15 protein-coding genes and 1 other annotated feature are annotated in these 17,525 nt (G+C 54.9%); of the genes, 5 read left to right on the top strand and 10 right to left on the bottom strand.

Annotation, left to right across the window (positions count from 1 at the left end; translation table 11 throughout):
* Positions 1-22: 22 nt before the first annotated feature.
* Positions 23-1,699, top strand: a complete 1,677-nt coding sequence (gene ybaL, locus NA624_RS13000) for a YbaL family putative K(+) efflux transporter (protein ID WP_000546209.1) — start codon at positions 23-25, stop codon at positions 1,697-1,699.
* Positions 1,700-1,747: 48 nt separating this feature from the next.
* Here the strand turns inward: ybaL and gsk are convergent, their stop codons facing one another.
* A complete protein-coding gene (gene gsk / locus NA624_RS12995; protein WP_000671592.1) occupies positions 1,748-3,052 on the bottom strand; it encodes an inosine/guanosine kinase in 1,305 nt (434 codons plus the stop codon).
* A 152-nt stretch (positions 3,053-3,204) separates the two neighbouring features.
* On the opposite strand from gsk, the gene aes reads away from it, so the two are divergent.
* The gene (gene aes, locus NA624_RS12990; protein ID WP_000801786.1) at positions 3,205-4,176 is read left to right on the top strand and encodes an acetyl esterase; all 972 of its coding nucleotides are present in this window, start codon (positions 3,205-3,207) and stop codon (positions 4,174-4,176) included.
* Here the strand turns inward: aes and hemH are convergent.
* From hemH to NA624_RS12950, 8 genes are all read right to left on the bottom strand, one after another.
* On the bottom strand, positions 4,173-5,135 hold the full coding sequence (gene hemH / locus NA624_RS12985) for a ferrochelatase (protein ID WP_001250078.1): 963 nt from the start codon (positions 5,133-5,135) through the stop codon (positions 4,173-4,175). The two genes, aes and hemH, sit on opposite strands and share 4 nt — an antisense overlap.
* A 184-nt stretch (positions 5,136-5,319) precedes the next feature.
* Entirely contained in the window at positions 5,320-5,964 is a 645-nt protein-coding gene (gene adk, locus NA624_RS12980; protein WP_001220239.1) for an adenylate kinase, read from the bottom strand.
* 241 nt (positions 5,965-6,205) lie between these two features.
* The gene (gene htpG / locus NA624_RS12975) at positions 6,206-8,080 is read right to left on the bottom strand and encodes a molecular chaperone HtpG (protein WP_001543201.1); all 1,875 of its coding nucleotides are present in this window, start codon (positions 8,078-8,080) and stop codon (positions 6,206-6,208) included.
* A gap of 110 nt (positions 8,081-8,190) precedes the next feature.
* Positions 8,191-8,796 carry a recombination mediator RecR gene (recR, locus tag NA624_RS12970; RefSeq protein WP_001195023.1) on the bottom strand — a complete coding sequence of 202 codons (606 nt, stop codon included), beginning with the start codon at positions 8,794-8,796 and terminating at the stop codon, positions 8,191-8,193.
* Positions 8,796-9,125: a YbaB/EbfC family nucleoid-associated protein gene (locus NA624_RS12965; RefSeq protein ID WP_000467098.1), complete on the bottom strand. Its 330-nt coding sequence runs from the start codon at positions 9,123-9,125 to the stop codon at positions 8,796-8,798. Before NA624_RS12965 ends, recR begins: the two co-directional genes overlap by 1 nt.
* Before the next feature lie 45 nt (positions 9,126-9,170).
* Entirely contained in the window at positions 9,171-11,099 is a 1,929-nt protein-coding gene (gene dnaX / locus NA624_RS12960) for a DNA polymerase III subunit gamma/tau (protein WP_000121958.1), read from the bottom strand.
* Positions 9,774-9,838: a sequence feature (DnaX frameshifting element), on the bottom strand. It overlaps the preceding gene by 65 nt.
* 113 nt (positions 11,100-11,212) lie before the next feature.
* Positions 11,213-11,764 (bottom strand): adenine phosphoribosyltransferase, encoded by a 552-nt coding sequence (apt, locus tag NA624_RS12955; RefSeq protein WP_000127350.1) that lies wholly within the window; start codon positions 11,762-11,764, stop codon positions 11,213-11,215.
* Positions 11,765-11,916: 152 nt separating this feature from the next.
* Complete coding sequence (locus NA624_RS12950) at positions 11,917-12,294, bottom strand: DUF454 family protein (RefSeq protein ID WP_001189860.1); 378 nt, start codon at positions 12,292-12,294, stop codon at positions 11,917-11,919.
* A gap of 68 nt (positions 12,295-12,362) precedes the next feature.
* Here NA624_RS12950 and priC point away from each other — a divergent pair, with 68 nt between their 5' ends.
* From priC to NA624_RS12935, 3 genes are all read left to right on the top strand, one after another.
* A complete protein-coding gene (gene priC / locus NA624_RS12945) occupies positions 12,363-12,890 on the top strand; it encodes a primosomal replication protein N'' (RefSeq protein ID WP_001575715.1) in 528 nt (175 codons plus the stop codon).
* A gap of 13 nt (positions 12,891-12,903) precedes the next feature.
* A complete protein-coding gene (gene rsmS / locus NA624_RS12940) occupies positions 12,904-13,071 on the top strand; it encodes a pleiotropic regulatory protein RsmS (RefSeq protein ID WP_000051161.1) in 168 nt (55 codons plus the stop codon).
* 69 nt (positions 13,072-13,140) lie between these two features.
* A complete protein-coding gene (locus tag NA624_RS12935) occupies positions 13,141-14,076 on the top strand; it encodes an Rpn family recombination-promoting nuclease/putative transposase (protein WP_000440521.1) in 936 nt (311 codons plus the stop codon).
* Between the two features lie 41 nt (positions 14,077-14,117).
* Here the strand turns inward: NA624_RS12935 and mscK are convergent, their stop codons facing one another.
* Positions 14,118-17,480, bottom strand: coding sequence for a mechanosensitive channel MscK (mscK, locus tag NA624_RS12930; protein WP_000178245.1), 3,363 nt, complete (start codon positions 17,478-17,480; stop codon positions 14,118-14,120).
* Between the last annotated feature and the right edge of the window lie 45 nt (positions 17,481-17,525).

The raw sequence follows: 17,525 nt of genomic DNA, 5'->3' as shown, positions 1-17,525 counted from the left end.
TCCAGCAACCAAAGGAGACGGAATGCATCACGCTACCCCGCTTATCACCACCATTGTCGGCGGCCTTGTGCTCGCTTTTATTCTCGGCATGATTGCCAACAAATTGCGTATTTCTCCACTGGTGGGATATCTGTTAGCGGGCGTTCTGGCGGGACCTTTTACCCCTGGTTTTGTTGCGGATACCAAACTGGCGCCGGAGCTGGCGGAGCTCGGCGTGATTCTATTGATGTTCGGCGTCGGGCTGCATTTTTCGCTGAAGGATTTGATGGCGGTAAAGTCTATCGCCATTCCCGGCGCTGTCGCTCAGATAGCGGTGGCGACGCTGCTGGGTATGGCGCTTTCCGCCGTGCTGGGATGGTCATTAATGACCGGCATCGTTTTTGGGCTCTGTCTGTCTACCGCCAGTACCGTCGTCCTGCTGCGCGCGCTTGAGGAGCGACAACTCCTTGATAGCCAGCGCGGACAAATCGCCATCGGCTGGCTGATTGTCGAAGATCTGGTGATGGTGCTGACGCTGGTCTTGCTGCCCGCCGTTGCCGGCATGGTGGAAAAAGGCGATGTCGGCATAGCCTCGCTGACGGTCGATATGGGGATAACCATTGGTAAAGTGGTAGCGTTTATCGCCATCATGATGCTGGTCGGACGCCGCCTGGTGCCGTGGATTATGGCCCGCAGCGCCGCCACCGGCTCGCGCGAATTATTTACCCTTTCCGTACTGGCCCTGGCGTTAGGCATTGCGTTTGGCGCGGTAGAACTGTTTGACGTCTCTTTTGCGCTGGGCGCGTTCTTCGCTGGAATGGTGCTTAATGAGTCGGAACTGAGTCACCGGGCGGCGCACGATACGTTGCCGCTGCGCGACGCCTTTGCCGTCCTGTTTTTTGTTTCCGTCGGCATGTTGTTCGATCCGTTAGTCTTGATCCAACAGCCGCTGGCGGTGCTGGCGACGCTTGCCATTATCGTCTTTGGTAAATCGATCGCTGCGTTTTTCCTGGTGCGTATGTTCGGCCACTCGCCGCGAACCGCGCTGACCATTGCAGCCAGCCTGGCGCAAATCGGCGAGTTCGCCTTTATTCTCGCCGGACTCGGCATGGCGCTTAACCTGCTGCCGCAAGCGGGACAGAACCTGGTGCTGGCTGGCGCTATTTTGTCGATTATGCTTAATCCCGTACTGTTTACCCTGCTGGAGAAGTATCTGGCGAAAACCGAAACGCTGGAAGAGCAAACTCTGGAAGAGGCTATCGAAGAAGAGAAGCAAATTCCGGTGGATATCTGTAATCATGCCCTGCTGGTGGGTTTTGGCCGCGTAGGCAGTCTGCTGGGAGAAAAACTACTGGCGGCGGGGATTCCGCTGGTGGTTATCGAAACGTCCCGTACCCGCGTGGATGAACTGCGCGAACGCGGGATTCGCGCCGTGCTGGGCAACGCCGCTAACGAAGAAATCATGAATCTGGCGCATCTGGACTGCGCCCGCTGGCTGTTGTTGACCATCCCCAACGGTTACGAAGCCGGTGAGATTGTCGCCTCAGCGCGGGAAAAAAGTCCTGATATCGAGATAATCGCCCGCGCGCACTATGATGATGAAGTGAAATATATTACCGAGCGGGGAGCTAATCAGGTAGTGATGGGCGAGCGAGAAATTGCCCGGGCGATGCTGGAACTGCTTGAAACGCCGCCCGCGGGTGAAGTCGTCGCCAGTTAAGGGTTTGCCGGACGGCCCGATGCGCGCAGCGCCATCGGGCAAGCCAGATTAGCGATCCCAGTATGACTCTTCCAGGCTGTCCTCACGCTCCGGCAGCCCGCGTGTCAGACGCGGAGAGTGCTGGTTCAGTACCTGATAACTGACACGGTTAGCATATTTACACACCTGCGCCAGCGACGAATAGGTCAGCCAGGTGAATTTGTGCTTACTGGAGTTCGGTACGTTGCTACGATGGTAACTGTTCGCCGTAATATCGTGCAGCAGCGCCGCCAGCGCGCCATCGCCCGCGCCGTTGGTGTTCATGATTTTTTCCGGCCCGCCCATATACGGCGCAATATGCGAATAAACGCGCAGCGGATTAATACAATCTTTATGGCGCATTGCCCGGCTAAATTCATACTGGTTAAATTCAGCAATAGCCCCCGGCAGCAGCGGATGCTGGGTTTTACGTTTTGCTTCCTCTTCGGTGAAGCCTGCCATATATAACCCTATCGGTCCGGCGGTGCATAACACCAGGTCGACCCAGTCCAGCGCCTTATCCGCCGCCAGCAGCGGGTCGTTTTCGCCGGTCAGCGCTTCCGCTTCTTCTTCGTTCATTGCCAGAATCGAGACATTCTCTTTGAGAAACGCCTGCCACCACTGCGGATTATCGGCGATCACAAATTTGGTGCCCAGCGTCATGACAACCGGCACGTTATGCTTTTTCGCGTATTCGATCGCTTTCATCGTCGCGTCAGGCATCGGTTCGCCAGGCTTACAGCGCACCAGATATGAGGTCAACACCAGCGCGGAAGCGCCAGCGATCACCGCTTCCGGAATACTTTCCGCCCGTAACTGATTCATATGGCCGGGGCTGATAGCGAAGGTACGCTCGCCGGATTCGCCAATCAGCGTGAAACAGCGGCCAATCGGGCCATCTACCGCTTGCAGATAATTCAGGTCGGTACGGCTGGAAGTATTACACAGGTAGCGATAAGCGTAGCTGCCAATCTCAATATTGCTGCACATCACGCCCAGTAACACCGAACGGTCATCCGCCAGTACCGAGTAATTGTGCATCGTATTGCCTATGGTGCCGCCAGCAAACTGATGGGTGATCAGATTTTCCCGCGTCAGTTCCTGATACAGCTTCTCCGCCACCTCGTCTTCTATCACCAGAGAATGCCCGGCGCTTAATCCATAGCGTGTAATAAAATCGTCATCCACTTTCGCCTCAATATCCACCAACGTCTGGTCGATACCGACGACCCAGGAGGCGTTGGTTTCCTGTTCTGGCTGAATTTGTTGCAACAACGGGTCACGCGCATTGACGGGAAAATAGTGTTTGGATTTACGTTTACCGGGAAATTTCATGATTGTGCTTACGGATGAATAACGGAGCGCTGCATGGTAGCACATTCCCCCCGCTGCGCGCGACGGACGATGGCGTTTCAATATCGGACGACGAGATCGCAGTTTCTCCGGCCGCGTTTTTTACAATGGTTCACTTTCACAAGGAGCGTTTTATGAAGCCGGAAAATAAAATTCCCGTACTCACCCGACTGTCAGACGAAATGACAGCCGTCGTAAACTTCCAGCAACCAGGCCTTCCCCCCTGGCCTGCCGATGGCGATATTGAGACTCAGCGTCAGTATTATCTTCTTGAGCGCCGTTTCTGGAATGCCGACGCGCCGTCCATGACCACCCGCACCTGCGCCGTCCCTACGCCTTATGGCGATGTAACAACCCGGCTCTACTCGCCGCAGCCGACCAGTCAGGCCACCTTATACTATCTGCACGGCGGCGGATTTATCCTCGGTAATCTGGATACGCATGACCGGATAATGCGTCTGCTGGCGCGTTATACCGGCTGCACCGTGATCGGTATTGATTATTCGCTGTCGCCGCAAGCGCGTTATCCGCAGGCCATCGAAGAAACCGTCGCGGTATGCAGCTACTTCTCTCAACATGCCGATGAATACTCGCTCAACGTGGAGAAAATCGGTTTCGCCGGGGATTCCGCAGGCGCCATGCTGGCGCTTGCCAGCGCGCTCTGGCTACGTGATAAGCACATTCGCTGCGGTAACGTTATCGCGATTCTGTTGTGGTATGGGCTGTATGGGTTGCAGGATTCGGTAAGCCGCCGTCTGTTCGGCGGCGCGTGGGACGGCCTGACGCGTGAAGATCTGGACATGTACGAAAAGGCCTATCTGCGTAACGATGAAGATCGGGAATCGCCCTGGTATTGTCTGTTTAATAACGATCTCACGCGCGATGTGCCGCCCTGCTTTATTGCCAGCGCGGAGTTTGATCCGCTCATTGATGACAGCCGCTTGCTGCACCAGACATTACAGGCGCACCAGCAGCCCTGCGAATACAAAATGTATCCCGGCACGCTGCACGCCTTTCTGCACTATTCGCGAATGATGACAATCGCCGACGATGCCTTGCAGGACGGCGCGCGCTTCTTTATGGCGAGGATGAAGACGCCGCGTTAACGGTACGGCGCCGTGAGTTTTAACATCATATCAATATGTTCCGGCGTCGCGTTCAGCGCCGGAATGTACGCATATTTTTTACCGCCCGCTTCAAGGAAAATCTCGCGGTTCTGTTCCGCTATCTCTTCCAGCGTCTCCAGACAATCCGCGGCAAATCCCGGACACATGACCTGAATATGGCCAGTCCCCTTTTCACCCAACATTTTTAGCGTTTCATCGGTGTACGGCGTCAGCCACGGTTCACGGCCAAAGCGCGACTGGAACGTCATCATTACCTTTTCCGGCGGCAGTCCCAATGCGGAAACCAGTTCACGCGTGGTATCGCGACAGCGCTGCGGGTAGTCATCGCCTTCATCCGCATAACGTTGTGGAATGCCGTGATAGGAGAGCAGAAGCACATCCGGCTCGCCGTGTCTGGCGAACGACTCACGCGCGCTTTTCGCCAGCGCATCGATATAAGCGCCGTCATCCGCGTAATCGCGAATAAATGAGATACCGGGAATACGGCGTTTACGCGCCAGTATCCGCCCCAGTTCGTCCCAGACTGCGCCCACCGTTGAGCAAGAGTATTGCGGGTACAACGGCAGCACGACGATATGGTCGACGTCGCTTGCTAACAGTTCATCGACAGCGCTTTCCAGCGAGGGCGAGCCGTAGCTCATCCCCAGCGCGACGGGCGTGTCTGGCAACCGCGCGGCCAGCGCCTGTTGCTGTTCGCGGCTATATACCATGAGCGGCGAACCGCCATCCATCCAGATAGATTGATAGAGTTTCGCGACGCGCGGCGAACGCAGCGGTAAAATAACGCCACGCAGCAGCGGCCACCACAGCAGACGAGGAGTATCCACCACGCGTCTGTCGCTTAAAAATTGTTTCAGGTAGCGCTTTACCGCTTCGGGAGTTGGGGCATCTGGCGTGCCAAGGTTAGCCAGCAGGATACCGGTTTTCGTCTGACGCATTGCCGCCTCTTATCTATTCAAATTGTTGATAATTGTAGCGGAAAAGTGATAAAGAAGAACTAATTGCTGCGAGAGGTAAGACGAGAATTTGCCGAATGGCGCTAACGATGCCAGTAGGCCAGATAAGGCGTTCAGGCCTGCGGGATAATGGCAGGCCTGATAAGCGGTTCACTACGCGAAAAAATTAACCGAGGATTTTTTCCAGCGCTGCGCGCACGTCGGAAACGGCCTGCGTACCGTCAACTTTAGCGTATTTGGTGTTGCCCGCTTCCGCTTCTTTCTGGTAGTAGCCAATCAGCGGCGCGGTCATCTGATGATATTCCACCAGACGTTTGCGAACGGTCTCTTCCTGATCGTCTTTACGGGTGGTCAGATCTTCGCCGGTGACGTCATCTTTGCCTTCCACTTTCGGCGGATTAAACTTTACGTGGTAAACGCGGCCAGAGGCGGCGTGTACGCGACGACCCACAATACGGTCAACGATCAGTTCGTCCGGTACGTCGAATTCCAGCACGTAATCCACGACAATACCCGCTTCTTTCATCGCGTCAGCCTGCGGGATCGTGCGCGGGAAACCGTCCAGCAGAAAACCGTTACGGCAGTCTTCCTGGGCGATACGCTCTTTAACCAGCGCAATCACCAGTTCATCGGTCACCAGTTTACCGGCGTCCATGATATCTTTCGCCTGTTTGCCCAACTCGGAGCCTGATTTCACTGCGGCACGCAGCATATCGCCAGTGGAGATTTGCGGAATACCATATTTCTCCATGATGAACTGAGCCTGAGTTCCTTTACCCGCGCCCGGAGCGCCAAGCAGAATAATACGCATTACGAAAATCCCCTCAAAGGTTGTCGATATTTTTTAAAAAGCGCTAAACGATACCACCATCACGCATTTCGCTCAAGGAAGCCGCCTGATGCTGAAACGGTTAACGAAGAGAAATCGAGAAAAGAGAAGGTATTATAAAAAATGCCGGATGGCGCTGGCGCTTATCCGGCCTACAAACAGTACTCGCCCGTAGGCCGGATAAGATGCTTCGCGTCGCTATCCGGCAATCAGATGAGCGTTATCAGGACACCAGCAACTGGTTCATACGGCGGATAAACTGGTTCGGATCTTCCAGCGTACCGCGTTCAGCGAACAGCGCCTGATCCAGCAGCAGCTCGACCCACTCTTTAAACTGCGCTTCATCCTCGGTATCGGCAGTGCGTTTGACCAGCACATGATCCGGGTTGAGCTCAAAGATGTATTTCACTTCCGGCACGGACTGACCGGCCGCGGCGAACAGTTTCGCCATCTGGGTGCTCATTTCATCCGCATCGGTGGTGACAATCGCCGGCGTGTCGGTTAAACGGTGCGTCAGACGCACCTCTTTCACGCGATCGCCCAGCAGGGTTTTGACACGCTCCACGAACGGCTCAAGCGCCTTTTCCGCTTCTTTCGCGTTTTCGTCGACTTCATCCGCCAGTTTTTCGATGGACTCATCGGCTTTAGCGACCGACTGGAATGCTTTACCGTCAAACTCGGTCAGGTAGTTCATCATCCACTCGTCGATGCGATCGGAGAGCAGCAGCACTTCGATGCCTTTCTTACGCAGCAGTTCCAGGTGCGGGCTGTTTTTCGCCGCCGCATAGCTGTCTGCGGTGATGTAGTAGATTTTTTCCTGCCCTTCTTTCATCCGGGAGACGTAATCTTCCAGCGACACGGTCTGGGCGGAAGAGTCGGTATAGGTGGAGGCAAAGCGCAACAGTTTGGCGATCGCTTCCTGGTTGGCGTGATCTTCCGCCGGGCCTTCTTTCAGCACCAGACCGAACTGTTTCCAGAAGGTTTGGTATTTTTCCGCGTCGTCTTTCGCCAGTTTTTCCAGCATTTGCAGAACGCGTTTGGTCAGGGCGCTGCGCAGATTACGCGTTACCGTGCTGTCCTGCAGGATTTCACGGGAGACGTTCAACGGCAGGTCGTTAGAATCAATCAGGCCGCGCACGAAGCGCAGATAGTTCGGCATGAACTGCTCGGCATCGTCCATAATGAACACGCGCTGTACGTACAGCTTCAGACCATGTTTGTGATCGCGGTTCCACAGATCCCACGGCGCCTGCGACGGGATATACAGCAGGCTAGTGTACTCCTGCTTACCTTCCACGCGGTTGTGGCTCCAGGTCAGCGGATCGGTGAAATCATGCGCGATGTGCTTGTAAAACTCGTTGTACTCGTCGTCTTTAATTTCCGACTTGTTACGGGTCCACAGCGCCTGGGCCTTGTTGATTTTCTCCCAGGAAATCACGGTTTCGCCGTCTTTTTCTTCCCGTTTTTCAATCTCTACCGGCAATGCGATGTGATCGGAATATTTACTGATAATCGAGCGTACGCGCCAGTCATCGAGGAATTCATCTTCGCCTTCACGCAGGTGTAAGGTGATTTCCGTACCACGGTCATTTTTGGTGATATCGGCAACGGTGTATTCGCCTTCGCCTGCCGATTCCCAGAACACGCCATTTTCCGGCTTGTCGCCTGCCGCACGAGTACGTACGGTCACTTTATCGGCCACAATAAACGCGGAGTAGAAGCCTACGCCAAACTGACCAATGAGCTGGCTATCTTTCGCCTGATCGGACCCCATTGATTCGAGGAAAGATTTGGTGCCGGACTTGGCAATGGTGCCTAAGTGGTCAATCACCTCATCACGATTCATCCCCACGCCGTTATCGGCAATGGTCAACGTACGCTTATCTTTATCGAAAGAGACGCGCACACGCAGCTCGCCATCTCCTTCATACAGGTCCGGGTTTGACAGAGCGCGGAAACGCAGCTTATCCGCCGCATCTGAGGCGTTAGAGATGAGTTCACGCAGGAAGATTTCTTTATTGGAATAAAGAGAATGGATCATCAGGTGCAGAAGCTGTTTAACTTCTGACTGAAAACCACGCGTTTCTTGTCCTTTCATGTGGATAGACCTCAACAATGCCATTTTTAATGGTAAAAATACGTTGAGGGTGAGATGGGGACAAGCGGGTATGATTTCAAGCGGAGGCCGCGAATGCCGCCTCCGTTTGTTCAGAAAATAATCTTATGGCGTCCCGCCAGCGAGTGGGACAGCGTCGTACCGTCGACCATCTCCAGTTCGCCGCCAACCGGCACGCCGTGGGCGATACGACTGGCTTCGACGCCGGCCTCCGCGCACAGCTCGGCAATATAGTTCGCGGTAGCCTCCCCTTCAACCGTCGGGTTGGTCGCGAGGATCAGCTCGCTGATTTTTTCTGACGCCAGCCGCTGTTCCAGACGATCGAGACCGATATCATCCGGCCCGATGCCGTCCAGCGGCGACAGGTGGCCCATCAGCACGAAATACCGCCCGGAAAATTGCCCGGTCTGCTCAATGGCGTAGATATCCGCAGGACTCTCCACCACGCAAATCTGGCCGTTTTCCTGACGCCGCGGGTTCGAACAGATATTACAAACATCCTGCTCGGTAAAGGTGCGGCAGTCGGCGCAGTGGCCGATTTCCGACATCGCCCGGGTCAGCGCCTGCGCCAGGCGCATTCCGCCGCTGCGATCGCGCTGCAACAGGGTAAACGCCATCCGCTGCGCCGACTTAGGGCCGACGCCCGGAAGGCAGCGCAACGCTTCCATAAGCTGAGTTAACAGCGGACTGGTTTGCATCAGAATGGCATCTTAAAGCCTGGCGGCAGTTGCATACCGGAAGAGACGGAGGCCATCTTCTCTTTTTGCGTCTCTTCAATGCGGCGCGCCGCATCGTTGAAGGCCGCAGCGACCAGATCCTCCAGCATCTCTTTGTCATCTTCCAGCAGGCTTGGGTCAATTTCCACGCGGCGGCAGTTATGCGCGCCGTTGATGGTAACCTTCACCAGACCCGCGCCGGATTCGCCGGTCACTTCCAGCTGCGCAATCTCTTCCTGCATTTTCTGCATTTTTTCCTGCATCTGCTGGGCCTGCTTCATCAGATTGCCCAGACCGCCTTTTCCAAACATAAGCTCTCTCTCTTGATGGTTCACAATCGCAAGCCGGGCTTACGATCAAATGGGGCGGATACTCTCTTCATCCAGCTCGGCGTCGAAGAATCGACGCAGCGTCTGAATGTTATTATCCGCGATAATTGACTCACGCGCTTGCGCGAGTTTCTCTTCATAAATGGCCTGACGCCATTCCAGCGGCGTACGCACCGCGGGATTATCATCTTCAACGATGGTCAGTTCAACCGTCGTTCCCGTCAGATCGCTGAGCGCTTGCGCCAGCTTTTGCTGCGCGCCGCTGGAATTGAGGTGCCGCTGCGTCGAGCGCAGATGCAGACAAACCGCGTTGCCGTTCTGCTCCTTCCAGGCATTAAGCGCCACCTGCTCCACCAGCTTAGGCAAAGAAAGCTGGCTTACCTGCGCCGCCCACGGATCGCGCTCAATCGCTTCCGCCGCCAGTTTAGCCGCCAGCTCCGGCGTTTTTTCATGCTCCAGAGCTTTCTTAAGCGCTTTTGGCGTAGCCACCACTTCTTTGGTTTGTACTACCGGCGTGGTGGCCTTCCAGCGATAAGCCTCTTTCTTTACTGGCGCCGTTTCCAGCGCAGACGGCGCCGGGCGCGCCTGTACGCGCTCCGAAACCGAGGCCAGCCGCTCCAGCGCAGAGTTATTCACCGGCCGCGCGCGGGATGCGGCTGCCGGTTCACTCTTTTTTGTTTTGGTTACTCCCTGCGCGCGCTGTAGCTGATTGCGCGCCGCCAGCACCTGACTGGTAGACGCCGGCAGCGGCGCTGGCGATGTCTGCGGCGCGGGCGCCGACTGCTGCTGCACCTGTGGCGGCGTCATTACCGCCGTTGGGGCCACGGCCGCAAAAGACTGCCGCGGCGTTTCAGGCTCCGGCAAGGGCATACGCGGGTGAAACGCCAGCGCACGCAGTAACGTCATTTCAACGCCCATCCGCCGGTCCGGCGCCCAGGGCAATTCTTTGCGACCAATCAACAACGTCTGATAATAGAGCTGAAGGTCGCCGGGAGGCACCGTCCGGGCAAGTTCGCGCATCCGTTGCTCGATAGCCGCCATATCGCTGCCTAACGCGGCAGGCGAAAGTTGCACCATCGCAATACGGTGCAGCAGGCTAAGCATTTCGACCAGCAGCGCTTCCCATTCAATACCGCGCGCCGCCGCCTCGTTGATAAGCGACATGACGCGTTCGCCGTTAGCGTCAACCACTGCCTCGACTAATGACAAAGCCTGGTCGTCGTCCAGCGTACCGAGCATGGCGCTTACCGCCTGCGTCGAAACCTGCCCGTCGCCGCTGGCGATCGCCTGGTCAGTCAGACTTAAGGCATCGCGCAGGCTGCCGTCAGCCGCGCGTGATAACAACTGCAACGCGCGGGGTTCGTGAGCGATATGTTCCTCATTGAGAATATGCTCAAGCTGATGGCGAATCTGTTCAACATCCAGCGCTTTGAGATGAAACTGTAGGCAGCGCGACAAAATGGTCACCGGCAGCTTCTGCGGATCGGTGGTCGCCAGTAAAAATTTCACATGCGCTGGCGGCTCTTCAAGCGTTTTAAGTAGCGCATTAAAGCTGTGGCGCGACAGCATGTGGACTTCATCGATCAGATAGACTTTAAAGCGACCGCGCGCAGGCGCGTACTGGACGTTATCCAGCAGGTCGCGGGTGTCTTCGACTTTGGTACGCGATGCGGCGTCAATCTCAATGAGATCGACAAAACGCCCCTGCTCAATTTCCCGACAGTTATCGCAAACGCCGCACGGCGTCGCGGTAATACCGGTTTCGCAGTTCAGCCCCTTCGCCAGCAGTCGGGCGATAGAGGTTTTACCGACGCCGCGCGTGCCGGAAAAAAGATATGCGTGATGAATGCGCCCTAACGACAAGCCGTTCGCCAGTGCGGTCAGCACATGTTCCTGGCCGACGACGTCAGCAAAGGTTTGTGGGCGCCATTTTCTGGCTAAGACCTGATAACTCATTGGCAGGCTCTGAAACGCTGGAAGGTGGATTCATAGAAGGGTAATGCTAACACAACCTCGCCGATACAGCGAGGTTGTCTCTCTGGCTAAAATAGCAGTGCGGATAGCCTGAATCAATGCCCTGGAAACGGCACCAGGCTATAACAGGTAATCCCCTGCTTTTCCAGACGCTGCTCGCCGCCCAGATCGAACAAATTGATGATGAACGCCGCATCGGTGACTTTCCCGCCCAGACGACGGATCAGCTTCACGGTCGCCTCAATGGTGCCGCCAGTCGCCAGCAGATCATCCACGACCAGCACGTTGTCGCCAGGTTTAATCGCGTCGACATGGATTTCCAGCTGATCGGTGCCGTACTCTAATTCATAGGTCTCGGCAATAGTTTCACGCGGTAATTTGCGCGGTTTACGTACCGGAACAAAACCAACGCCCAGCCCAAGCGCAACCGGCGCGCCAAACAGGAAGCCACGCGCTTCGGTGCCGACCACTTTGGTGATACCCGCATTTTTATAACGCTCAACCAACAGTTCAATACTGAGCGCGTAGGCTTTCGGGTCTTCCAGTAAGCTGGTGACATCACGGAAAAGAATGCCCGGTTTCGGGTAATCCTGAATGCTTTTGATGCTGTTTTTGAGAAACTCAAGCTGCTGTGCAGTCGCGGTCATGGATATATGCCTGCTAAGTACGGTGTTACTCACGGCGCAATACTTTTCAGTCAGGGGTAACGCTCGGTTACTCTTTGACCGCCTGCGCCTGTGCTCGAAAACGGTCGAATTTACTGGCTGTGAACGACAATTGCAACAGCGATTCGTGTGCTTCAGCGCTTTTGTTGCTTTTCATCAATCACCGGTATCCGCCACATAAAAATCAGCAGACAGGCCAAAATAACCAACAGCAGCACCCGCACCCACATCATATTCACCAGCCACAGCGATATACCAAAGGTCAGCAATATCAACGCGATCGCTCGCGGTTTCGCTCCCGGCGGCATGGCCCGATAGCGCTGCCAGTGGCGCAGATAACCGCCAAACCATGAGCGGTATAACAACCAGGCATGGAAACGCGGCGACGAGCGGGCGAAACACCAGGCCGCCAGTAAAATGAACGGCGTAGTCGGCAACAGGGGCAAAACCACGCCCAGTGTCCCTAATACTACCGCCAGCCAGCCAATGATGATTAAAATAGTACGTTGCATAATGCGAATCGTTATCAAACAGAAGGCTACTGTAGCACAGCCTGTCTTATTTTCATCGGGGTGTTGAATTGAAAACCGCTATGCTGTTACAGACGCTGGAAGAGAGGCTGGCGACGCTACGCCAACGCTGCGCGCCGCTGGCGCAACATGCGACGTTAAGCGCGCGCTTTGACCGACACCTTTTCCGTACCCGCAGTACTCTGTTGCAGGGATATCTGGAAGAGGCAGACGCCAATCTCGCCGCGTTGCGTCAGGCGGTAAAACATGAGCAACTGCCGCAAGTCGCCTGGCTGGCGGAACATCTGGCTTCGCAACTGGAGGCGATATCGCGTGAAACCGCCGCCTGGTCGCTGCGCCAGTGGGACGCCGCCGCGCCAGGGCTTGGCCGTTGGCAGCGCAGACGAATACAGCATCAGGAGTTTGAACGTCGACTACTGGCGATGACACAGGAGCGCAAAATTCGTCTGGCGCAGGCGACCGGCCTTGTCGAACAACAAACGCTGCAAAAGGAAGTCGAGATCTATGAAGGACGGCTGGCGCGCTGTCGACATGCGCTGGAGAAAATAGAAAACGTACTGGCGCGTTTAACCCGTTAACCCTGGAGAAAGTATGTCGCTTGAAAATGCCCCTGATGAAGTCAAACTGGCCGTGGATTTAATTGTGCTGCTTGAAGAGAATCGCTTACCGGCACGAACGGTGCTACGCGCGCTGGAAATAGTTATGCGAGATTATGAAAACAAGTTAAAAAGTACGGAAGACGACTCGCAAACAGAGTAATTGCCCTCTGGTTTGTCCTCGTTGTCGCTGACAGAGTGGTCGCTACAGTCAGGCAACAAGGGACGGGTCATGGAACGTCTACCCACCACGCCGCACGATGCGGTATTTCGACAGATGCTGATGCAAAAAGAGGTCGCCCGCGACTTTCTGGCTATCCACTTGCCAGAAGACTTTCTTGCAATCTGCGATCTGGATTCACTGAAGCTGGAGTCAGGGAGTTTTGTTGAAGACAATTTACGCAGCCGCTATTCAGATATCCTCTACTCTTTACATACCCAACACGGCCCCGGGTATGTTTACGCGCTCATTGAACATCAGAGCAAATCAGACCGGCTGATGGCTTTTCGCCTGATGCGTTACGCCATTGCCGCCATGCAGCGTCATCTGGATGCCGGTCATGACACCTTGCCGCTGGTGGTGCCAATCCTCTTTTATCACGGTCCGGAAAGCCCGTGGCCCTATAGCCTTAACTGGCATAATATGTTTGTGAAACCGGATATGGCGAAGGCCTTATACAGCCGCGAATTTGCGCTGGTCGACCTGACGACAATGCCGGATAATCAGCTTTTGCAGCATCGGCGGATAGCGATGTTAGAGCTCCTGCAAAAACATATTCGTCAACGCGATTTAAGCGAACTGCTCGACCCCCTTATCACGCTTTTAACGCAGGATCATTTGACGGACGCGCAGCTCAGTGTGCTGATCAACTATATGTTGAAAGCAGGAAACGCCGCAGAACCCGGGGCGCTAATTCGTCAACTGGCGCAGGGCGCGCCGCAGTATAAGGAACAACTGATGACAATAGCGGAATGGCTGGAAGAAAAAGGCCGAACGGAAGGGTTGCAAAAGGGCCTGCAAAAAGGCCTTGAGCAAGGGTTAGCACAAGGCCGTGAGGCCGAAGCGCGCGCTATTGCCCGCAAAATGCTTGCCAACGGGCTGGAACCCGGGCTCATCGCCAGCGTCACCGGCATTACGCCGGAAGAGCTTTCTACGCTTTCACATTAGCGGCGCCGCGCGCACTCATAAAGCGCGCGGCCCACCGCCTTTTAGCTTGCCGCCGGCGCCAGATCGCCGCCGTTGAGATCGCGCTTCACTTCAGTGACTTCGTCACCCTTCGCGTTATGCAGATGCACCTCAAGCTGGTTAAAGGCGATATTGATATCATTTTCACGGCATAGTCGATCGATCGCGCGGTTCAGTTCATCCACCGTATGGCTACGATCGCGCAATTCACGCACGTACAGACGCAGTTCATGATCCAGAGTGCTGGCGCCAAAGGTGGTGAAGAATACGGCAGGTTCCGGATCGTGCATCACCTTCGGATGCTCCATCGCCGCCTGTAGCAGGACTCTTTTCACTTTCTCCAGATCCGAGCCATAGGCCACGCCAAGCCGGATCACCAGACGAGTCGTGGTATCGGAGAGGGACCAGTTAATCAGCCGCTCCGTTACGAACGCTTTGTTCGGAATGATCACTTCTTTACGATCAAAATCGGTAATAGTGGTGGCGCGAATACGAATCTTACTGACCGTACCGGAATAGGTGCCGATCGTTACCGTATCGCCAATGCGTACCGGACGTTCGAAGAGGATGATTAAGCCCGAGACAAAGTTACCGAAGATCTCCTGTAGCCCAAAGCCGAGACCCACCGACAACGCCGCCGCCAGCCACTGGAGTTTATCCCACGAGACGCCGAGCGATCCGAATACTGTCATCGCGCCAACAGCGATAATGACGTAGTTAAGGATCGTGGTGATCGCATACGAAGCCCCCTGGCGCATATTGAGGCGTGAAAGCACCAGCACTTCCAACAGGCCGGGTAAGTTGCGGATGAGCGCCCAGGCCACCATCGCGGCAATAATGGCGAATAGCAAGCTACCCATCGTCACGCTTTTCACCACCGCAGCGCCAGCTTCGGAGCCGTTGTAGTGCCACAGCGTGATGCTATCAAGATAGCTGAATACGGTGATCAAATCGGACCAAATCGCCCAGAACATGACGCCGAACAGGGCAAGCATTAGCAGCATCGTGATACGTAATGTTTGCTGGTTAATTTGCTCCAGCGCGATGGCGGGTTCCTCCTGTGGTTCCGCGCCTTCCGCTCCCTCTTTTACCAGGTTCTGACGACGAGCCAGCGCGCGTCGCCAGGCAATCCGGCGCGCCGCTACGCTTAACCCGCGCAGCACCGTTTGATAAAGCAGGTTCCAGATAATGACCAGATAGACGGTTTCAATCCAGCGTCCCGCCAGGCGCAGCGTGGTATAGAAATAGCCGGTCGCCGTTAATACCATTAACGCCACCGGAATAATGGAAAGAATCGTCACGGTCACCAGTCGAATGCCGTGAGATTCTTTATCGCGCCAGCTTTCCCGGCACAGTGGCCACACCAGCAATGTTATGACCAGCAGATTGAGGAAAATAACCGCCTGCCCCAGCACGTCATCCATCAGATTCAGCGGCGACAACTCCGCCACCACAGACCAAAAGTGCAGCGGCAGCAATGCGAGGCTAATGCGTACAATCTGGCGACGCCAGTGGCTGGTCAACTGCGCTGGCATACCAAAATGGCGTATCGCCACGCCCTCTTTTTCCAGCACCTTCCAGCACAGCCCAAAGACCAGCCAGAACATTGCGAGCTTTTTACTAAAGGCCCAAAGCAGATCGCTGATATTTAGCTGCATGGTCAGCAGGATCAGTCCAAGCGCGAGAATAATCAGGCACACCGGCAGCGCGCGGATCAGATCGATCAGAATAGCTTTTGGCGTATTGAGCTGACTATCGTTACGCAGCGATCCCACGGCGGCGGCCAGCTTCTGTTGATACGCTTTTAACCATTTCAGACGCCAGCGGATTAAACCGGCGATGAGCAAGAGCGGCAACCCGGCCAAAAAAGCAATAAACACCGCGGGCCAGGCTTTTTGCCAGTTCACCGTGATTTTCATGGCGCTGAATTGCTCTTTTAACGTTTGGGGGAACGCTTTAAGCCAGTCCCAGTCCATAGGGCGGTTACTGTTCACCCAAAAAATCTGCTGCGTCAGAATGGCTTTCAGATTTTTCGAGACGCTCATCAACTGCTGCTGGTTAACTTGCAGGTTAATCGCCATCATCAGCTGGTTACCCAACTGTTTATTTAGCTGATCCAATAGCTCACGGCGCATCTCCACTACCTGAAGCAACGCATCATGAACTTCATCATTCACCTCGCTGGTATGCCCCTCCTCCAGCTTGTCGACAAAGGCATCGCTTTGGAATAAGGCATCACGCTGCTGGTTGATTTCAAACTGCTCCAGACGCAAATCCGCAATGCGGTTGGTCATATCTTCGAGTTCGTCGGCGGAGGGCAGGGTTTGCTGCTGTTGATAAAGAATACGCGACAGCAACAGGCTGCCTTTTAAGACGGCAATCTGTTCTTTGATATTTCTTTCCGACTGCAGCGCGCGATCGAGCCAGTTTTTCACTTTAATGTTTTGCTGCATCAACATATTGCCGTTTTCGGTCGCGACAATCAGACGCTGGCTGAGTTGATGGTTAATATCCAGTTCCTGTTTTACCAGCGGGTTCGCCTGGATACGCGCCGTTTCGTCCGGCGAAATGGCCTCCTGGGCCGTTTTTTCCGTTAGCGTAAGTCGTTTGCTGTTGACCGCCTCCTGTAAAAGTTGAAGCTGATGTTCAAGGCGATTACTGTTGGCCGTCACGTAATCGCGCTGTTTTTGCAGGGTGTCCTGCAAAACGGTATTTCCTTCAAGACTCTTACGTTGCTGGTCGATCTGTGCATTAAGCAGCGCCTGTTGTGCCTGTAATAACACCTGTTGGCTGGGGCGAAGCGCGGCTTCCCCGACGTTATTGCCGTCCAGACGGTTACGGATTTGCTGTATTTGCTGCGAGGCGGTATACATGGCGTTTTGCACGCGCTCAGGCTGGGTCTGTAGCGAAACAAGCTGGCTGTTATAAGCTGCAAGATCGTTTTGCGAATTTTGCAAATCATCCAGTACCTGCGCCACACGCAGCTCAAGCTGACGTAACGAAAGCGCACTCAGCGTTTTTCGCATTTCATCATCATTATCGACATCGCTCAGCGCATTCAACGCAGCCGTCGCCTGGCGCATTTTTTCAGGCGCCTGCGCCACTTTCTGCCGTAGCTGTACGGTCTCCTCTTTCACCCGCTCGATTTTCTCCAGCGTAGCTAACGTATCAATAAGGTCCTGCTGGACGAGCTTATCCTGGGCGGAGAGATCTTTTTGCTTATTCAGCGTATCCAGCTGGTTTTGCACATCCGCTTTTGACGGCAGGTCGCCATTCGTTTGCCCCCGGGCAAATGCCAGAGACTGACAGGACAGCAGGATAATAAGGACGCTAATTGTAATAAAAACAAAATGCTGTGAACGTTTATAAAGCTGCAACATAGTCATGAGAATGAAGTGTCTGAACCGGCAAGCAGACCGGAAATAATTGAG

This window comes from Salmonella sp. NW38, from assembly GCF_051807745.1.
GTDB classification, from domain to species: domain Bacteria; phylum Pseudomonadota; class Gammaproteobacteria; order Enterobacterales; family Enterobacteriaceae; genus Salmonella; species Salmonella enterica.
Note: the sequence above shows the minus strand (reverse complement) of the source record. Positions and strands in the feature narration are given on the sequence as shown.